Source organism: Microbacterium luteolum (assembly GCF_039533965.1).
Classification (GTDB): Bacteria; Actinomycetota; Actinomycetes; order Actinomycetales; family Microbacteriaceae; genus Microbacterium; species Microbacterium luteolum.
On record NZ_BAAAUN010000001.1, the window covers coordinates 2,395,989 to 2,413,392 of the forward strand.

18 protein-coding genes are annotated in these 17,404 nt (G+C 68.8%); 9 read left to right on the forward strand and 9 right to left on the reverse strand.

Annotated features, from left to right (window positions below):
* Positions 1-21: 21 nt before the first annotated feature.
* Entirely contained in the window at positions 22-1,209 is a 1,188-nt protein-coding gene (locus ABD648_RS11545) for a MalY/PatB family protein (RefSeq protein WP_282215103.1), read from the reverse strand.
* An 82-nt stretch (positions 1,210-1,291) separates the two neighbouring features.
* Positions 1,292-2,356, reverse strand: coding sequence for a phosphogluconate dehydrogenase (NAD(+)-dependent, decarboxylating) (gene gnd / locus ABD648_RS11550; RefSeq protein ID WP_282215104.1), 1,065 nt, complete (start codon positions 2,354-2,356; stop codon positions 1,292-1,294).
* A 201-nt stretch (positions 2,357-2,557) separates the two neighbouring features.
* Between gnd and ABD648_RS11555 the strand changes: the two genes are divergently transcribed.
* Positions 2,558-3,430 carry a serine/threonine-protein kinase gene (locus ABD648_RS11555; protein ID WP_282215105.1) on the forward strand — a complete coding sequence of 291 codons (873 nt, stop codon included), beginning with the start codon at positions 2,558-2,560 and terminating at the stop codon, positions 3,428-3,430.
* A gap of 57 nt (positions 3,431-3,487) precedes the next feature.
* On the opposite strand, the gene ABD648_RS11560 is transcribed toward ABD648_RS11555, so the two are convergent.
* Genes ABD648_RS11560 through ABD648_RS11585 form a run of 6 tightly spaced genes read right to left on the reverse strand, consistent with a single transcriptional unit; the run spans position 3,488 to position 9,549 of the window.
* On the reverse strand, positions 3,488-4,681 hold the full coding sequence (locus ABD648_RS11560; protein ID WP_282215106.1) for an ABC transporter permease: 1,194 nt from the start codon (positions 4,679-4,681) through the stop codon (positions 3,488-3,490).
* On the reverse strand, positions 4,678-5,376 hold the full coding sequence (locus tag ABD648_RS11565; protein WP_282215107.1) for an ABC transporter ATP-binding protein: 699 nt from the start codon (positions 5,374-5,376) through the stop codon (positions 4,678-4,680). The genes ABD648_RS11560 and ABD648_RS11565 overlap by 4 nt, the downstream gene beginning before the upstream one ends.
* The gene (locus tag ABD648_RS11570; protein ID WP_282215108.1) at positions 5,373-6,575 is read right to left on the reverse strand and encodes an efflux RND transporter periplasmic adaptor subunit; all 1,203 of its coding nucleotides are present in this window, start codon (positions 6,573-6,575) and stop codon (positions 5,373-5,375) included. The genes ABD648_RS11565 and ABD648_RS11570 overlap by 4 nt, the downstream gene beginning before the upstream one ends.
* 35 nt (positions 6,576-6,610) lie before the next feature.
* Positions 6,611-8,080, reverse strand: a complete 1,470-nt coding sequence (locus ABD648_RS11575) for a sensor histidine kinase (RefSeq protein WP_282215109.1) — start codon at positions 8,078-8,080, stop codon at positions 6,611-6,613.
* Between the two features lie 5 nt (positions 8,081-8,085).
* Positions 8,086-8,799, reverse strand: a complete 714-nt coding sequence (locus ABD648_RS11580) for a response regulator transcription factor (protein ID WP_282215110.1) — start codon at positions 8,797-8,799, stop codon at positions 8,086-8,088.
* A 9-nt stretch (positions 8,800-8,808) separates the two neighbouring features.
* Positions 8,809-9,549: a helix-turn-helix domain-containing protein gene (locus ABD648_RS11585; protein WP_282215111.1), complete on the reverse strand. Its 741-nt coding sequence runs from the start codon at positions 9,547-9,549 to the stop codon at positions 8,809-8,811.
* Positions 9,550-9,665: 116 nt separating this feature from the next.
* Here ABD648_RS11585 and ABD648_RS11590 point away from each other — a divergent pair, with 116 nt between their 5' ends.
* Genes ABD648_RS11590 through ABD648_RS11600 form a run of 3 tightly spaced genes read left to right on the forward strand, consistent with a single transcriptional unit; the run spans position 9,666 to position 12,359 of the window.
* Positions 9,666-10,799 (forward strand): PrsW family intramembrane metalloprotease, encoded by a 1,134-nt coding sequence (locus tag ABD648_RS11590; protein WP_282215112.1) that lies wholly within the window; start codon positions 9,666-9,668, stop codon positions 10,797-10,799.
* 1 nt (position 10,800) lies between these two features.
* Entirely contained in the window at positions 10,801-11,745 is a 945-nt protein-coding gene (locus ABD648_RS11595; RefSeq protein WP_282215113.1) for a CPBP family intramembrane glutamic endopeptidase, read from the forward strand.
* On the forward strand, positions 11,742-12,359 hold the full coding sequence (locus ABD648_RS11600; protein ID WP_282215114.1) for a hypothetical protein: 618 nt from the start codon (positions 11,742-11,744) through the stop codon (positions 12,357-12,359). The genes ABD648_RS11595 and ABD648_RS11600 overlap by 4 nt, the downstream gene beginning before the upstream one ends.
* 125 nt (positions 12,360-12,484) lie before the next feature.
* On the opposite strand, the gene ABD648_RS11605 is transcribed toward ABD648_RS11600, so the two are convergent.
* Positions 12,485-12,940, reverse strand: a complete 456-nt coding sequence (locus tag ABD648_RS11605; protein ID WP_282215115.1) for a VOC family protein — start codon at positions 12,938-12,940, stop codon at positions 12,485-12,487.
* A gap of 100 nt (positions 12,941-13,040) precedes the next feature.
* On the opposite strand from ABD648_RS11605, the gene ABD648_RS11610 reads away from it, so the two are divergent.
* The 5 genes from ABD648_RS11610 to ABD648_RS11630 all read left to right on the forward strand — a co-directional run bounded on the left by ABD648_RS11610 (position 13,041) and on the right by ABD648_RS11630 (position 17,349).
* Complete coding sequence (locus ABD648_RS11610) at positions 13,041-14,000, forward strand: helix-turn-helix transcriptional regulator (RefSeq protein ID WP_282215116.1); 960 nt, start codon at positions 13,041-13,043, stop codon at positions 13,998-14,000.
* Between the two features lie 123 nt (positions 14,001-14,123).
* Positions 14,124-14,366, forward strand: coding sequence for a type II toxin-antitoxin system ParD family antitoxin (locus ABD648_RS11615; protein ID WP_282215117.1), 243 nt, complete (start codon positions 14,124-14,126; stop codon positions 14,364-14,366).
* Positions 14,366-14,794, forward strand: coding sequence for a type II toxin-antitoxin system RelE/ParE family toxin (locus ABD648_RS11620; RefSeq protein WP_282215118.1), 429 nt, complete (start codon positions 14,366-14,368; stop codon positions 14,792-14,794). The genes ABD648_RS11615 and ABD648_RS11620 overlap by 1 nt, the downstream gene beginning before the upstream one ends.
* An 81-nt stretch (positions 14,795-14,875) precedes the next feature.
* Positions 14,876-17,206 (forward strand): phosphoribosylformylglycinamidine synthase subunit PurL, encoded by a 2,331-nt coding sequence (gene purL / locus ABD648_RS11625; RefSeq protein ID WP_282215119.1) that lies wholly within the window; start codon positions 14,876-14,878, stop codon positions 17,204-17,206.
* On the forward strand, positions 17,203-17,349 hold the full coding sequence (locus tag ABD648_RS11630) for a hypothetical protein (RefSeq protein ID WP_282215120.1): 147 nt from the start codon (positions 17,203-17,205) through the stop codon (positions 17,347-17,349). Before purL ends, ABD648_RS11630 begins: the two co-directional genes overlap by 4 nt.
* Positions 17,350-17,404 lie beyond the last annotated feature (55 nt).

The window sequence follows — 17,404 nt, forward strand, 5'->3', positions numbered from 1 at the left end:
TACGTCGCCGCCGCACCGACGTCAGGAAACGCGGCGGAGAGCCTCGCCCATGGATTCGAAGGCCTCACCAAGCACAGGGCGAGGCGTGGCGAACACGACCCGCACGAACTCCTCGTATCCCCGGCCGAGCAGACGCCCCTCGGTGAGCACGACACCGGCCTGCTCGCGGAAGAACTCCGCCGGCGGCCCCTCGAGTTCGAGCGCGCGGGCGTCGATCCAACCGATATATGTCGCTTCCGGCACGCGATACACAGCCCCGGGAAGATGCGTCGCGACGAGGTCGCCGAGCACCCGCCGCGATCCGTCGAGGTACTCGATGACGTCCGTCAGCCAGGGCCGGCCGTGCCGATATGCGGCCGTCGACGCGACGACACCGAGGGTCGCCGCGCCGTGCTGCACCGCGAATCCGAACCGCCGGTACCGCTCCTGGTCGGCATCGTTCGAGGTGATCAGCTGCGCGGTCTTGAGTCCGGGGATGTTCCAGGCCTTCGAGGCGCTCGTGCCGGTCACGGTGTGCGCGGCCGCCGCCTCCGACACCGACGCGTAGGGGACGAACGGCCGACCGTCGTAGCGCAGCGGCGCGTGGATCTCATCCGCGAACACCCGACCGCCGTGCCGCTCGACGATCTCGGCGATCGCCTCGAGTTCGGCGCGATCCGCGATCGTCCCGGTGGGGTTGTGCGGGTTGCAGAGCACGAGCGTGCGGGCACCGGCGGCGAAGGCCTCGTCGATGCGCTGCAGGTCGTGCTGCCAACGCCCATCGACCTCGACGCCCGGCACCTCGATGACCGGATGCCCGATCGCAGGAAGATATGTCAGGAACGGCATGTAGGCCGGCGTCGGCACGATCACGGCCGACCCGGCGGGCGCATACTCCTGCACCGCGACGCCGAGAACAGCCATCACGTCGGAGACCGGATGCACGCGCTCGGGATCGACGGTCCAGCCGTACTCCTCGCGCATCCAATCGGACGTCGCCTCGCCGAGCTCCGCAGCCACCGGCGGCGACAGGTAGCCGAGGTTCTCCTCGTCGATGGCCCGATGCATCGCCGCGGCGATCTCGGGGGCGATCCCGAAGTCCATCTCCGCCACCCAGGCGCCGATCCGGCCGGGATGCAGGCTCCACTTGCGGCTGTGCGGCCGGTCGAGGTGCAGGCGCGTACGCGCGTCGAACGGATGCGACGGGAGGGGCGGACAGTCCTCGCTCATCTGCCCCAACATACGGACGAACCGGGTTCGATGCATGCCGCGTTTCCGCGCATGACGCGAACGCGGATCGAACTCGTGCCGCTCAGCTGCCCTTGCCGGACTCCGACCGGCGGCTCCCAGCTTCCAGCACGTCGCCGGACGGGAGCTCCTGGTGCCCGCCGAACTGCAGCCGCATGGCCGACAGCACCTGGTTGGCGAAGCGATCCTCGTCGCGCGACGCGAAGCGCTCGAAGAGGGATGCCGCGAGCACCGGCACCGGCACGCCCACGTCGACGGCCGCCTTGACCGTCCAACGTCCTTCGCCGGAATCCGACACGCGCCCGGCCAGGCCGTCGAGGGTCGGGTTCTGGTTCAGCGCCGCCGCGGTGAGGTCGAGCAGCCATGACGAGACGACGGATCCGCGCCGCCAGAGCTCCGAGACCTTGGCGGTGTCGATCGGGAACTGGTAGAACTCCGGCTCCTCGAGCGGGGCGATCTCGGCGGAGTGCTGGGCCTCGCGGATGCCGGCATCCGCGTTCTCGAGCAGGTTGAGACCCTCGGCGAGCGCCGCCATGATCCCGTACTCGATGCCGTTGTGCACCATCTTCACGAAGTGCCCGGCACCCGAGGGACCGCAGTGCAGGAAGCCCTGCTCCTCGGGAGCGAAGTCGCCGCTGCGTCCGGGCGTGCGCTCGATCTCACCGGGACCCGGCGCGATCGTGCGGAAGATCGGCTCGAGGCGCTGCACCGCGGCATCCGGTCCGCCGACCATCAGGCAGTAGCCGCGCTCCAGCCCGAAGACGCCGCCGCTGGTGCCGACGTCGAGGTAGTCGATGCCGCTCTCGCGGAACACGGCCGCGCGGCGGACGTCGTCGCGGTAGTTCGAGTTGCCGCCGTCGATGAGCGCGTCGCCGGGCTCCAACACGGCAGCTACCTCGTCGGCGACCTGGCCGGTGAGCGAGGCGGGCACCATCATCCAGACGGCGCGCGGCACCTGCAGCTTCGAGACCAGATCCGGGATGCTGTCGGCGCCGACCGCACCCTCGGCGACCAGCGCCTGCACGGCCTCCGCGTTCACGTCGTAGACGACGCAGTCATGCCCCTGCCGCATCAGTCTGCGAACGATGTTCGCACCCATCCGTCCGAGTCCGATCATCGCCAGCTGCATGGGATTCCCTCCGAGTACGTGTGCGACCTCTGCGCGACGTGCGCGCCTGGTGGCGATGGTACGCCTCCGCGGTGTCGCATTCGGCGTCGATCGGCCTCTCATCCACCGATTCGGCGGCGCGTCAAGGCAGGTTACGCCCAGGATGGCGCGGGATACTGTCATGGACGGCAAGACCCGGATGCCGCGAACGAGGAGTGCGTGATGACGCTGGAGGTTCTCTCTCCGACGTCCGCTCTGCTCGACGGACGCTACGTCCTGCAGGACCGGGTCGGCCAGGGCGGCACCGCCACCGTCTACCGCGCCGAGGACACGCACCTGGGGCGCACCGTCGCGATCAAGATGCTCCACCGCGGCGAAGGCGCGCTTCGATCGGCGGATAACGCGCGCACGGAGGAGGCCCTCCTCGCCTCGCTGAGCCACCCCTCGCTGGTCGCGCTGTTCGACGCGCAGCTGCGGCGTCGCCGGCCCCAGTACCTGGTCATGGAATTCGTCGACGGGCCGACGCTCGCCGAGCGCATGACCGCGGGACCGATCCCGCCACGGCAGCTCGCCCACCTGACCCGCGATCTCGCCGAGGGTCTCGCCGCCGTGCACGCCGCCGGCATCGTCCATCGCGACGTGAAGCCGTCGAACGTGCTGCTGGCGCCGCGTCGCACACGCCGCGGAGGGCAATGGGCCGCGAAGCTCGCCGACTTCGGCATCGCCTGCGCGCTCGACGATGCGCGGATGACCTCGTCGGGCCATGTCCTGGGCACCCTCACCTACATGGCGCCGGAGCAGCTGCGCGACGCCGACCCCGGCACCGCGGTCGATGTCTTCGCGCTCGGCCTGGTCATGCTCGAAGCCCTCACCGGCGAGGCCGGATACGCCGCTCTCGGCACGGGCCGCGCGGCCGCGATCAGGCGCCTGAGCACGAAGCCGTTCATCCCGGCATCCGTCGACGGCGACTGGCGACGACTGCTGGAGCACATGACGCGCCTCGACCCGCGTGAGCGGCCGACGGCCGTCGAGGTCGTCCGCGCTGCGCGTGACCTCGTGCGCGGCGACCGGCGCGTGGAGCTCAGCGCCGCCTGACGTCGCGTCCGTACGCCTCCGCCACCTCCGGCGAACCGGCAGCCGGCCACGCGCGCCTCAGGTACCGACCCGCAGCGCCTCGACCGGATTCATCCGCGCCGCGCGCACTGCCGGATACGTTCCGAAGAACACTCCGATGATGACCGAGAGCCCTGCGGCCAGCAGCACCGTCGGTCCGTCGATGAGCGGTTGCACCCCGTTGATCGGGAACAACGCCACGACGAGTGCAAGCAGCACACCGAGCCCGCCGCCGACGACGCTCAGCACGGTCGCCTCGAGCACGAACTGCCCCGCGATGGAGCCCGGTTGCGCACCGAGCGCCTTGCGGATGCCGATCTCCCGCGTGCGCTCGCGCACCGTGAGCAGCATGACGTTCGTGACGCCGATACCGCCGACGAGCAGGCTGATGCCCGCCACGCTCGCGAGCATGCCGTTCAGACTCTCCTGTGCGCCGCCGAGCGTCTCGCGCAGCTCATCCGAGGAGTAGAAGCTCGGTTCCGTCGACCCGCGTGCCGTGAGGATGGCCGTCGCCTGCTGTTTCGCGGCATCCACGGTCTCCGGCGACTTCGCGCTGAAGACGACACCCGCGAGCGGTCCGAAGCCGCTGATGGTCGCCCGCACACGATCGATGGGAGCGAACAGGTTGCCTTCGGATCCCCCCGTGCCGAACTTCTTGTCGACAGCCGTGGGCGCGAGCACACCGATCACCTTCATCGGGCTGCCCGCGACGAGGATCGTCTTGCCGACGACCGAGGGCTGGTCGGGGAACAGGATCTTCGCGAGCGTCCCGTCGATGACGGCGACCGCCTCGCCGCCGAAGACGTCTGACGGGGAGAACACCCGCCCCTCGACGACTCGGGAGTTCTTGATCGTGAAGTAGTCCGGGGTCGTCCCCGTGGCGTAGGCCGAACTCGACTTGTCACCGGCGACGACCTTGGCGGTGGCGGCCGAGATGGGGGCGACGAGAGTGATGTCCGGCCCGAGCGGACTCTTCGCGAGGGCATCGGCATCCTCCTGTGTGAGCGGTGCCGGCATGAAGCCTTGCGGATCGAAGCCCGGATAGGCGTCGACGGCCGACGCACCGAGGGAGGCGATCTGATCGTTCACCTGTTTCGTCGTGCCGTTGCCGACCGCGACCAGCGTGATGACGGAGCCGACGCCGATGACGACCATGAGCACGGTGAGGATGGAGCGGGTGAGGTTGCCGGCGATCCCCCGCGAGGCGACGACGACGGTTTCGAGGATGTTCATGCGGCCGCCTCCTCGTTGGTGCGACTGCTCTCGATGCGCCCGTCGCGCATCACGATCACGCGCTCGGCGCGGGCCGCGACATCATCCTCGTGCGTGATGATGACGACGGTCGCACCGTCGCGGTGGAGCTCCTCGAAGATTCCGAGCACATCGTCGGTCGCACGGGAGTCGAGGTTGCCGGTCGGCTCGTCGGCAAGGATGAACGCGGGGCGGTTGACGAGCGAACGAGCCACCGCGACGCGCTGCTGCTGCCCTCCGGAGAGCTGGTTGGGCCGATGATGCTCGCGGCCGTCGAGCCCCACCCGGGCGAGCGCTTCGAGGGCGCGCTCGCGCCGCTCCGCCCGTCCGACGCCGGCATACGCCATGGGCAGCTCGACGTTGCCGACGGCCGTCAGAGCCGGGATGAGATTGAAAGACTGGAAGACGAACCCGATCTGCATGTTCCGGATGCGCGCGACCTCTCTCTCGGGCAGCTCGGACACCCGCTGCCCCGCGATGGCGAGCGAACCGGAGCTCGGCCTGTCGAGACAGCCGAGGATGTTCAGGAGGCTCGACTTCCCGGCGCCGGAGCGTCCGACGATGGCGAGGAACTCTCCGTCGGGCACGACGAGGTCGACGCCGTCGAGGGCATGCACGACACCGGTGCCGCTGCCATAGCTGCGGCGGACGTCGGTGAGTTCGATGGCGATGCTCATGAGACGGGCTCCTCCGTCCCGGGATCCTCGCTCGGAGTCGCCGAACCGATCTCGACGACATCGCCCGCAGAGACTCCGTCGGTGATCTCGGCGAGCCCGTTGCCGGTGAGACCGGTCTTGACCTTCACGGTCTTCGCCGGCGCCCCCTTCTTCACCACGAGCTGCACGGTGCCCTCACCCGGTGCGGTGAGCTTGACCGCTTCGCTCGGGAGTGTGACCACATCGGCCGCCTCCGCCGTCGCGATGCTCACGAACCCGGTCTGGCCGAGTTTGATCCCCGCGGGCGGATCGATGAGCTGAATCGTGACCGCGTAGGTGACCACGCCCTCCGTCGTCGTCTGCGGGGTCGGCGCGACGGATATCACCGTCCCGCTGATCGGTGCGTCGCCCGAGGCCGCGAGCGCGACGACGGCCGTCTGCTGGAGCACCACCTTCGCGATGTCGGCCTCGGGAATCGACGCCGTCACGCGCAGCGCGGAGACGTCGGAGATCGTGATGAGGCCGGCCGGCGGCTTCTCGGATCCGGAGCCAGCGGAGTCGCTGGAGCTGCCGCCGCCCGAGGCGACAGAGCCGACCGTGCCGTTGATCGCCGTGACGACACCGGCCATCGGCGCCTTCAGCACGGTCTGGTCGCGTGCCGCCTGCGCCGCTGCGACTTCGGCCGCGGCATCATCGCGGGTCTTCGCGGCGGCGACCACCTCCGTGTCCCTGGACGGGAGCGATATCTCCTGCTCGCGGACGGCATCGCCCAGGGTCGCGCGTTCCGGTGCATCCGCGGGGGCGGCGGCGAATGCAGCGCGGGCGGAGTCGAGCGCTTTCGAGGCGGTCCAATAGGAGCTGCGAGCGTTCTCGAGTGCACTCTCTGCGGCGGAGAGCGCACTCTGCGCCTTGTTCAGCTCACGGTCGGCGTCGGCCGGATCGGTCGTGGCCAGGTCCTGACCGACCGCGACGGTCTGCCCGACGGTGACAGCGATGCCCGTGATGGTCCCGGGCTTCACGAAGGACGCGTTCGACGTCGCCGCCGCGGCGATCGCCCCCTTGCCGCTGACGACTGTCGTGACGGTGCCGACCTCGGCCGTCACCGTTGCCGCCTTGGCGACGGGCGGCGCAGCGAACGGGTTCGTGAAGGCGATGATCACGGCGGCGACCACGACCGCGGTGAGGCACGATCCGCTGATGATCCATGTCTTCTTGCTCATGTCGCCAGACCATAGGCGGCCAAGCTAAGCCCAACTTAAGCGTCGTGAGCCGGGACGGTGAACCGGAAGACCGTCACACCCGGAACGCTTCGCGCCGTGATCTCCCCGTCGGATGCTTTCGCGATCGCGGCGACGATCGCGAGCCCGAGTCCGATGGAGCCTGACTTCCGTGAGCGCAGCGAGACAGAGGGGTCGCCCTGGCTGAAGCGGTCGAAGATGATGGGGAGCGTCTCCGGCGGGATGCCGGGGCCGGTGTCGCTGACCTCGATCACAGCGCTGCGGTCTTCGGTGCGGGCTGACACGGTGACCGTGGTGCCGGGCGGAGTGTGTGCGCCCGCGTTGGCGCAGAGGTTGACGAGGACCTGGCGGACCGCGGCCTCGTCGGCGTCGGCGAGGACCGGTTCGTCGGGGAGCACGATCCGCCACTCGTGGTCGGGCATCGCCATGCGCGCATCGGCCACCGTCTCCATCACGAGCAGAGAGAGGTCGATGGTGTCTCGGCGGAGGACTCGCCCGGCGTCGAGCTTCGCGAGGGTCAGCAGTTCATCGACGAGGGCGCCCAGGCGCTCGGACTCGGCGGCGACGCGTTCGAAGCCGCCGCGGGCGTCGTCCGGCACTCCGGATGTCGCGGCGTAGTGCTCGGCATAGCCCCGGATCGACGCGAGCGGATTGCGCAGTTCATGACTGGCCTCTGCCACGAAGCGGCGCATCGCCTCTTCTGTTCGATGGCGGGCGTCGAGCGACTGCTCGACGTTGTCGAGCAGTCTGTTGAGCGCGAGTCCCACGCGACCGGCCTCGGTGCCTTCGTCGACGTCGGCACCGAGCACGCGCCGGTCGAGCACGATCGCGCCCTCCGAGAGCCGCATGTCCGCGACCTGATCCGAGATCTCCACGACGCGATCGAGCGGGAGCAGGGCACGCCGCACGATGCGAGAGCCGATCAGTACCGCCCCGGCGGCGACGAGCAACGTCACCGCCCCCGCGGAGAGGAGGAACACCGTGATCGTCGAGTCGATCGGATTCTCCTGCTCACCCGTGACGAAGAGCGCGGTGGTGCCGTCGCCTTCCTCGATGGTGATCGCGAGCGAACGGTAGCGATCGTCGCCGAACGACAGCACGAAGTAGTCGCCGTCGTCACGGTCGAGCGCCTCGAGGAGTCGCTGCTGCTCGCCGTCGTTCAGCGGGCGGTAGACGTAGTCCTGATCGAGCACCATCGCCGATGTCACGGCTCCGTCGACCACGATCGCCTGGAAGCTGCCTGCCGATGAGGGGAAGATGTTCTCGACGCTGTATTCGGCGAGGTTCACGGAGGCGTCGCCCGCGGCGTAGATCGTCGTCAGGCTGGCGTTCAAGGCCGTCTCGATGCTGCGATCGAGCTGGCGATTGAGGCTGGCGGTCAGGATGAACGTCAGGGTCGTGACGACGATCGCCGTGGCGACGAGGATGAGCCCCGCGATGACGGCGACGAGGCGGACGCGGAGCGAACGCCCCGGGCGATCGGACATCACGGCTACGCCCGCACGGAGACAGGCGGGCGGAGCACGTAGCCGACCCGGCGGATGGTGTGGATCATCGGCGGGCGGCCGTCGTCGATCTTCCGGCGGAGGTAGGAGATGTAGAGCTCGACGATGTTCGACTCGCGCCCGTAGTCGTAGCCCCAGATCCGTTCGAGGATCTGCTCCTTCGACAGCACCCGTTCGGCGTTCGCCATCAGGTACTGCAGCAGCTCGAACTCGCGCGCGGTGAGCCGGATGTCCACGTCGTCGCGTCGCACCGCGTGGCCGCCGGGCACGAGCTCGAGGTCACCGACGCGAAGCACCTCGTCCTCGGGAACGGAGTCCCAGTCGACGCGGCGGAGCAGACCACGCAGGCGCGCGACGACCTCCTCCACGCTGAACGGCTTGGTCACGTAGTCGTCGCCGCCGGCCGTGATCCCCGCGATCCGGTCTTCGACCGCGTCGTTCGCCGTGAGGAACAGCACCCGCACACTCGGGAGGACAGCGCGGATGCGCTGGAGCACGCTGAGCCCGTCGAGATCGGGCAGCACGATGTCGAGCACGACCAGTTCCGGCCGGAAGGCGAGGGCCTCATCGATGGCGGCACGCCCCGTGCCCGCCGTGCGCACGGCCCAGCCCTGTGCACCGAGCACCGTCGCGAGCAGATCACGGATGCCCTGCTCATCGTCGACGACGAGGACACGTACGTCGCCGGTCGCCTCGATCATCCCGTCATCCTAGACGCGCCCCGGCTTCTCTCCCGTGGCAGCCATCTTCCTCCACATGCGCTCCAGGACATCCAGCTGCACGGGCGTGTAGACGTCGACGAGCACATCGATGACGGCCGCCGCCGCTCCGGGGCGGGCGGGAGATGACACCGATTCCGGGTGGACGAGCTCGCGGCTGAGCGTGGACGCCTGCTCGGCGAAGTGCGTGGCGATCCGTTCGCGGGTCGACTCGCTCGCATCCGCGGAGAGAGCGTCGAACTCCTGAGCCGTCGCATCGCGCGTCGAGGTCTCCATGATCTGCTGCCAGTAGTCGGCGCTCTCGTCACCGTAGAGTTGCGCGAGCACGGAGTAGAGCGCGCGGTCCTGCGGAGAGATCTTGGCCGTGTTCGCCGCCGCAGACAGGCGCGGCGGCATGTCAGCCGGCACCAGCAGGCGTCGGAAGTCCGCGAGTTCGGCCCGAGCCTTCTCCAGTCTGGCGATCGCCGCGCGGAGCTCGTCATCGGCCAGGTCGAGCGCCGCCTCGTTGTCTTCGGGGAGGCCCTCGTTGATCGCCGCGATCTGCTTGAGCGACAGCCCCAGCGCGCTGAGGCGACGGATCTGCACGAGCCGCACGAGGTGCTCGGTCCTGTAGACCTTGTACCCGTTGGTCAGCCGCTCCGGCTCCTCGAGCAGACCCTGCTCGTGATAGTGGCGCACCGCCCGCAGGCTCGTCCCCCCGAGTTCGGCGAGTTCTCGTGTGCTCCAGGCCATCGTCGCCATCCCCTCCCGACGCAGCCGATTTGAGTATGCCGCGACGGCACAGTGTCTGCTGGTCGCACACACTCTATGTCGCATCGCTGCCGCCGGCGAGATGCGGGAAGGAAGACATGACCACCCCTCATTCATCGCGCAGGATTCCATGGAACCGGGTCTGGCCCCCGGCCGCCCTGTTCGCTCTCATCCTGACGAACACCTGGAGCCTCTCGCAGATCGGACCCGTGGGCTTCGTCGTCGGCCTCGGTCCCGCGGTGGTCCTCGCCGTCGTCACGGGAGGAACATTCCTGTGGCTCGACCGCTGGGAGCGGGAACGGCCTTCCCTGTTGCTGTCCGCCTTCGTCTGGGGCGCGTCCTTCGCCGGACTCGGAGCGATCGTCTTCCAGGCGGGGTTCGAGAAGCTCGCGATCGCTCTCGCTGGACCTGCCTTCCAGGAGTGGGCCAGTGCGCTCATCGTGACCCCGATCACCGAGGAGGTGTTGAAGGGGCTGTTCCTGATCTGGCTGTTCCGCTTCCACCGCCAGCGCATCCGCGGACTGCTGAACGGCATCGTGTTCGGCGGGCTCGCGGGCGCCGGCTTCGCCTTCTCCGAGAACATCTTCTACTTCGGTCGGGCCTTCGTGAAGTTCACGGCAGCCCCGACCGACCCCGCGATGATGGTCGAGTTCATCGGCACCTTCGTGCTCCGCGGCTTCATGGCGCCGTTCCTGCATCCGTTCTGGGTCGCATTGTTCGGACTCACGATCGCGCTGTCGACCCGCCGGCCTCCCGGCGCCTCCCGGGTGCTCGTCGCGTCATCCGGACTCGTCGCCTCGCTGATCCTTCATGGTGTGTACGACTGGGCCGCCATCGTCGGGCGCACCTCCGACGGGTTCGCCGTCTTCAAATTCTTCGGTGTCGTGATCCTGCCGCTGATGATCGCCATGGCAGTCCTCGCGATCGTGCTGCGTCGTCGGGAAGGTCGGGCGATCGTACGCCGACTGCCGCTGCTCGCCGCCGAAGGACGGATCGCCTACGAAGAGGCATCGAGCCTCGACAGTCTGCACCGGCGTCGTCGGTGGCGCGCTGATCACCGTCGCGCCCGAGGCCGCACGGCGGCGAAGCTGCTCGGGCGATACCAGGCCGAGGTCAGCGCTCTCGCGCTGATGCAGGAGCGGAATGACGACGCGAGCGACGTCGAGGCCCAGCGCAGAGAACTCGAGATCGCACGACAGCGGATGCTGATCGCTGCTGAGAGAGGAGTGTGACATGGTCGCGTCGAGACACGACCCACGCCGCGGTTCGCTGGCCGCGATTCCCGCCGGCCTCGAATACCAGCAGGTACTCGCGGCGACGCGCCCGTCCTGGTGGCGCGGCGTCCTCGCCATCGTCCTGATCCTCATCGGCCTGTTCGGAATCGGAATCGTCCTGCAGACGGTCGGGGCGATCGCGAACGACGCGCTCGGGCTGCTGAAGGCCGGCGAAGTCGGCTTCACCCCGATCTCGCACCTGTCCGGGCTGCTCGGCGTCGCCCTCCTCATCCCGTGGAGCATGCTCGTGCAGCGCTGGGCGTTCGGCGTCTCGATGCGTTCGCTGTTCTCGGTGGCCGGCCGCCTCCGCATGGACGTGATCGGCCGCGCCCTGGTGCTCCTCGCGCCGATCTACGCCGTGCTCCTGATCTTCGTGACGCTCGATCGCGCCACGGGTACCTGGTCGCGTCTCGATCTGCTTCTGATGGTCGCGATCACGATCGTGGTCGCACCTCTGCAGTCTGCCGCCGAGGAGTTCGGCTTCCGCGGCGTGGTCTTCCGCGCCGCAGCGAGCTGGGGTCGCCGCCCGGTGACGCGCCTGATCATCGGAATCGTGGTGTCGGCCATCGCCTTCGCCGCGGTGCACGGTGCCGGAGATGTCTGGCTGATCCAGTACTACCTCGCGCTCGGGGTGAGCTGGGCCGTGATCACCTGGCGCACGGGCGGCCTCGAGGTCTCGATCGTCGCGCACGCCGTGAACAACACGATCGCGTTCATCTATCTCATCGTGCTGCACGACGACTTCGGTGCGAGCTTCGATCGATCGGCAGGTTCCACCGGTCCGGTCATGCTCCTGCCGACGGTCGTGACGCTCGCCGTGGGAGCCGTCGTGTGGATCATCACGCGACGCCGTGGGCCGGCCGTGACGCCCGCAGCGGCGGTCGAAGGGAGTCAGCTCCGATGATCGTCATCCGACGTCCGCTGGGGATCATCAGGGCGAATGTCCGCACCTACGCGGCGGTGAACGTCGTGATCTACGGGTCGCTCTTCCTGGCGTTCATCCTGGGCGTTGCCTTCCCCCGCCTCGCCGAGGCCGGCCTCGGGGTGATGACGGCGTTCGCCTCGACGAGCCCGCTGGGCGAGCAGGTCGAGAGCGCGCCGGAGAGCAGCATCCTGGCCTTGACGGGCGTCATCCTGGTCTCGACGATCGTGTTCGGGGCGCTGGGCATGGCGACGATCCCCTCGTTGCTCGTCCCCTGCGCCGGCGTGTTCGTGCACGTCGCGTTCGCGTTCCTGCTCGGCCTGACGTACGCACCGCAGGACTCCGACGGATGGGTCGTCTTCTGGGCTCATCTGCCGACCCTCGTGCTCGAGCTGCAGGGCTACATCCTCGTGCTGCTCGGGTCGGTGATCCTCGCGCGGTACTGGCTTCGCCCGCGCGCTCACGGCTTTGCGACCCGCCGGGCGGGGTACGTCCGCGGTCTCGTCGAGAGCGCGTGGCTGTATGTTCCGGCTCTCGTCGTGCTGGTCGCGGGAGCGATATACGAAGCGATCGAGTTCATCGTGATCCTGGGGTGATCCTGGGGCAGGGGCGCGGCCAGGGGCGTGCACAACTCAGCAAGAACATGCGCCGCACGTCCCAGAACACCTGGTTCGGGGCGGATGCGAGGTGTTCTTGCGGAGTTGTGCACGCGCCGCGTCGGTCACTCCTGCACGTCGAGCACCCAGGTCACGCCGAAGCGGTCGGTCAGCATGCCGAAACCGGCGGACCATGCCGAGGCCGCGAGCGGCTCGACGATCACGGCGCCATCGGCGAGGCCATCCCAGTAACGCGTGAGTTCGTCGAGCGACTCCGCCTGCAGCGACTGGAAGAACGTGCGATCGGTGACCGTGGTGCCGTTCTCGCGGCGGGTCGAGCCGGCGGTGGCGGCGGCATCCGGGTCGTCCTGACCGGGGATGTCGTAGGCCATCAGGCGGATGCCGGCGGGACTCTCGATCCGTCCGAACACGACCTTGTCGGCGCCGGGGACGCCGGCCGGCATGCCGAAGTCGCTGTAGGTCGCGAGCGTGACCTCGCCGCCGAAGACCGACCGGTAGAAGTCGAGCGCGTGGCGTGCGGTCCCGCGGAAGTTGAGGTGCGTGGTGGTCGTGAGGGTCATGTCGTTCTCCTGGATTCCCGGCGCCCGGTGACGCCGTCGGGACCAACGATCACAGCAGAAGAGGTCAGTTTCAGTCCTCTTCTCGGCGCACAATGGAGGCATGTCCGGAAGCTCCTCGCGCATGCTCGCACTCCTGTCGCTGCTGCAGACTCCGCGCGACTGGCCCGGCCACGTGCTCGCCGAGCGCCTCGAGGTGAGTCCGCGCACCGTGCGCCGCGACGTCGACCGGCTGCGGGAGCTCGGCTATCGCATCGGCGCGATCAAGGGACCGGATGGCGGCTACCGCCTCGCCGCCGGATCGGAGCTGCCACCTCTCCTGTTCGACGACGACCAGGCCGTGGCGATCGCGGTCGCCCTGCAGAGCGTCGCTTCGAGCGGCATCGACATCGAGGAGGCCGCGAGCCGGGCCCTCGCCACAGTCCGGCAGGTGATGCCGTCGCGGCTGCGGCACCGCGTGGACGGCATCCGCTTCTCGGGCACGGAGAGCACGACGAGGGTCGATCCGGCCGTGCTCGAGGCGGTGAGCGCTGCGGTGCGGGAGAAGCGGATGCTGCGCTTCGACTACGGCTCTTCTGCGGATCGGCCGGCCCGCCGGACCGAGCCGCATGCCGTCGTCGCCCGCGAGGGGCGGTGGTACCTGATCGCGTGGGACCTCGAGGTCGACGACTGGCGGACGTTCCGGCTCGACCGGATGCAGCCGCGCATCCCGACCGGTCCGACGTTCACGCCGCGCGAGTTGCCGGCGAAGGACGCCGCGACGTACCTCGCGGCGCGGTCGAAGGGTTCCGTCTCGGAGGACCGCTGGCCGTGCGTGGGAGAGGTGATCATCCGGATGCCGGCGCGGGAGGTCGCACCCTTCATCGGCGACGGCACGCTCGAGGAGCTCGACGAGGAGTCGTGCCGGATCACTGTGGGCTCGTGGTCCTGGGTCGGTGTGGTGGCCTCGGTCGCGCGCTTCGATGCACCGTTCGAGGTCGTCGGGCCGGAGGAGTTGCGAGAGGCCACGGGGGTGTTGGCAGGGCGCTTCGCCGCGGCCGTGGATGACTCCTCCTCCTCCTGATCGGGCCTACTCCACGAGTTGTCCCCAGTTTCCGGGCGGATCCTCGCATCGAACAGAGCCGGGACGGCGATCGTGGTTGTCTGGACCGATGACAAACTTTGCCAACAGCGTTACCGTGAGGAGATGGCGACCATGAACATCTCCCTTCCCGATGCCCTGAAGGAATTCGTTGAGACGCAGGTGTCCGAACGGGGCTACGGCAACAGCAGTGAGTTCGTTCGCGATCTGATCCGCCATGAGCAATCGCGCTCGCAGCTGCGCGCGATGATCGTGGATGGGATGACATCGGGTCGAGGCTCCGAGGTCGACGAGCACTACTTCGAGCGCCTTCGCGACCGTATCCGAGCTGCCGCTCCGGACGCCTGATGACGAGACGCGTCGTCACCACCCGACGAGCGGATGAAGACATCGATCTCGCGGTCGAGTACTACGTACTGGCCGGGGAACATGCGGTCGCTGAAGCGATCGTCGATGCACTCGCCGCCGCACTCAAGCTCCTTGTCGGGCATCCGTCCATCGGTTCCGCACGATGGGAGGCGCTCATCGGTATCCCTGACCTCCGAACCCTCCCCTTGCGACACCACCCCTATGTACTGATCCACACCGATGATCCGGATGCCGTCCGCATCCACCGATTCCTGCATACGAGCAGAGACATTCCGGCTGAGCTCGCCGCCACCGCTGCCAGCCGAATCTCGCCGCCTGCGCGCATCGGAGCCCTCAAGTACCCGCCGGTGACCGAGATCGAGTCGACCACCGACATCCTGGACGATCTCCGGCGAGACCGGCTCTGAAGGCCACACACCCCGAATCCGCGCTCACGCGACCGCCGGTAGACTGGAAGCGCCCCGCCGGCCCCTTCCTTTGGAGTGCGCGTGACCACCGCCCCTGCACCTGTCCACAAGCACGTCCCCGACTCCGTCGAGAACGCGACCGCGACGCCCGAGAAGGAGCAGCCGTACGGCGCCCTCGGCCTCAAGGACGACGAGTACGCGCGCATCAAGGAGATCCTCGGCCGCCGCCCCACCTCGGGCGAGCTGGCGATGTACTCCGTCATGTGGTCGGAGCACTGCTCCTACAAGTCGTCGAAGAACTACCTGCGCCGCTTCGGCCAGAAGGTCTCCGACGAGATGAAGGAACGCCTCATGGTCGGCATGGGCCAGAATGCGGGCGTCATCGACGTCGGCGAGGGCTGGGCCGTCACCTTCAAGGCCGAGTCGCACAACCACCCCAGCTTCATCGAGCCGTTCCAGGGTGCGGCGACCGGCGTCGGCGGCATCGTCCGCGACATCATCTCGATGGGCGCTCGCCCCGTCGCGGTCATGGACGCCCTGCGCTTCGGCGCGATCGACCACCCCGACACCGCCCGCGTCGTGCACGGTGTGACGAGCGGCATCAGCTTCTACGGCAACTGCCTCGGCCTGCCGAACATCGGCGGCGAGACCGTCTTCGACTCCGTCTACCAGGCGAACCCGCTCGTGAACGCGCTCGCGGTGGGCGTGCTGCGCCACGAAGACCTCAAGCTCGCCAACGCGACCGGGGTCGGCAACAAGGTCGTGCTCTTCGGAGCGCGCACGGGCGGCGACGGCATCGGCGGCGCCAGCATCCTGGCATCCGATTCCTTCGACTCGACCGGCCCGACCAAGCGCCCCGCCGTGCAGGTCGGCGACCCCTTCGCCGAGAAGGTGCTCATCGAGTGCTGCCTCGAGCTGTATCGCGGCGAGCTCGTCGAGGCGATCCAGGACCTCGGTGCCGCCGGCATCTCCTGCGCGACCAGCGAGCTCGCGGCCAACGGCAACAGCGGCATGAAGGTCTCGCTCGACAACGTGCTGCTGCGCGACCCCACGCTGACGGCTGAGGAGATCCTCATGTCGGAATCGCAGGAGCGCATGATGGCGATCGTGGCTCCCGAGAAGCTCGACGCGTTCCTGGCCGTCGTGAACAAGTGGGAGGTCGAGACCTCCGTGCTCGGCGAGGTCACCGGCGACGGACGCCTCATCATCGACTGGCAGGGCGAGCGCATCGTCGACGTCGACCCCTCGACCGTCGCGGTCGACGGCCCGGTCTACGACCGCCCGGTCGCATACCCGACGTGGATCGACGCGCTGCAGGCGGATGCCGCCGAGAAGCTGCCCCGCTCCAACGAGCCCGACGTGCTGCGCCAGCAGTTCCTCGACCTGGTCGCCTCGCCGAACCTGGCCGACACGAGCTGGATCACCAACCAGTACGACTACTACGTGCTCGGCAACACCGCGCTGAGCTTCCCCGACGACGCCGGCATGATCCGCGTCGACGAGGAGTCCGGCCTCGGCTTCGCGATCTCCACCGACGCCAACGGCCGCTACTGCCAGCTCGACCCCTACGCGGGTGCGCAGCTCGCCCTGGCCGAGGCGTACCGCAACGTCGCCGTCACGGGTGCTGTGCCCACCGCGATCACCGACTGCCTGAACTTCGGCTCCCCCGAGAACCCCGAGGTCATGTGGCAGTTCGGGCAGACGGTCGACGGCCTGGCCGACGGATGCTACGAACTGGGCACCCCGGTCACCGGCGGCAACGTCTCGTTCTACAACCAGACGGGTGACGTGCCGATCCACCCGACCCCGCTCGTCGGCGTGCTCGGCATCATCGACGACGTCTCGCGCCGCATCCCCTCGGGATGGCAGGACATCGGCCAGAACATCTATCTGCTCGGCACCACCTCCACCGAGCTCTCCGGCTCGGCGTGGGCCGACGTCGTGCACCAGCACCTCGGCGGACTGCCCCCCAAGGTCGACCTCGCGGGCGAGAAGCGCCTCGCGGGTCTGCTCTCGGCGGCACGCGACGAGTGGCTGATCTCCTCGGCGCACGACCTGTCCGAGGGCGGCCTGGGCCAGGCACTCGCCGAGGGCGTCTCGCGCTTCGGCGTCGGGGCCCGCGTGTGGCTGAACGAGATCATCGAGCGCGACGGCGTGGATGCGGCATCCGCTCTGTTCTCGGAGTCGACCGGTCGCGTCATCGTGACCGTGCCGCGCGAGGACGACGTGAAGTTCCGCGGCCTGTGCGAGGGTCGCAACTACCCGGTGCTGCGCGTCGGCGTGACCGACAGCGAACCGCAGCTCGAGGTGCAGGACGTCTTCACGGTCTCGGTCGCCGAGCTGCGCGAGCGCTCGAACGCCACCCTGCCGTCGTACTTCGGCCCGACCGTCACGGAGCCGACCGACGCATGAGCGAACTGAGCAGGCCCGACGACGACTACGGCGACCTGGGCGAACCCCACAACCGCCGCATCCGGATCATCGCCTGGACGGTCATCGTCGCGCTGATCCTCGGCGGCGGCGGCGCGACCGTGCTGACGCTGATCTTCGGCTAGGACGGGCTCGCCGGGCCGTGATAGCCCGCGACTTGTCGTGCACAGCGAACCGCTG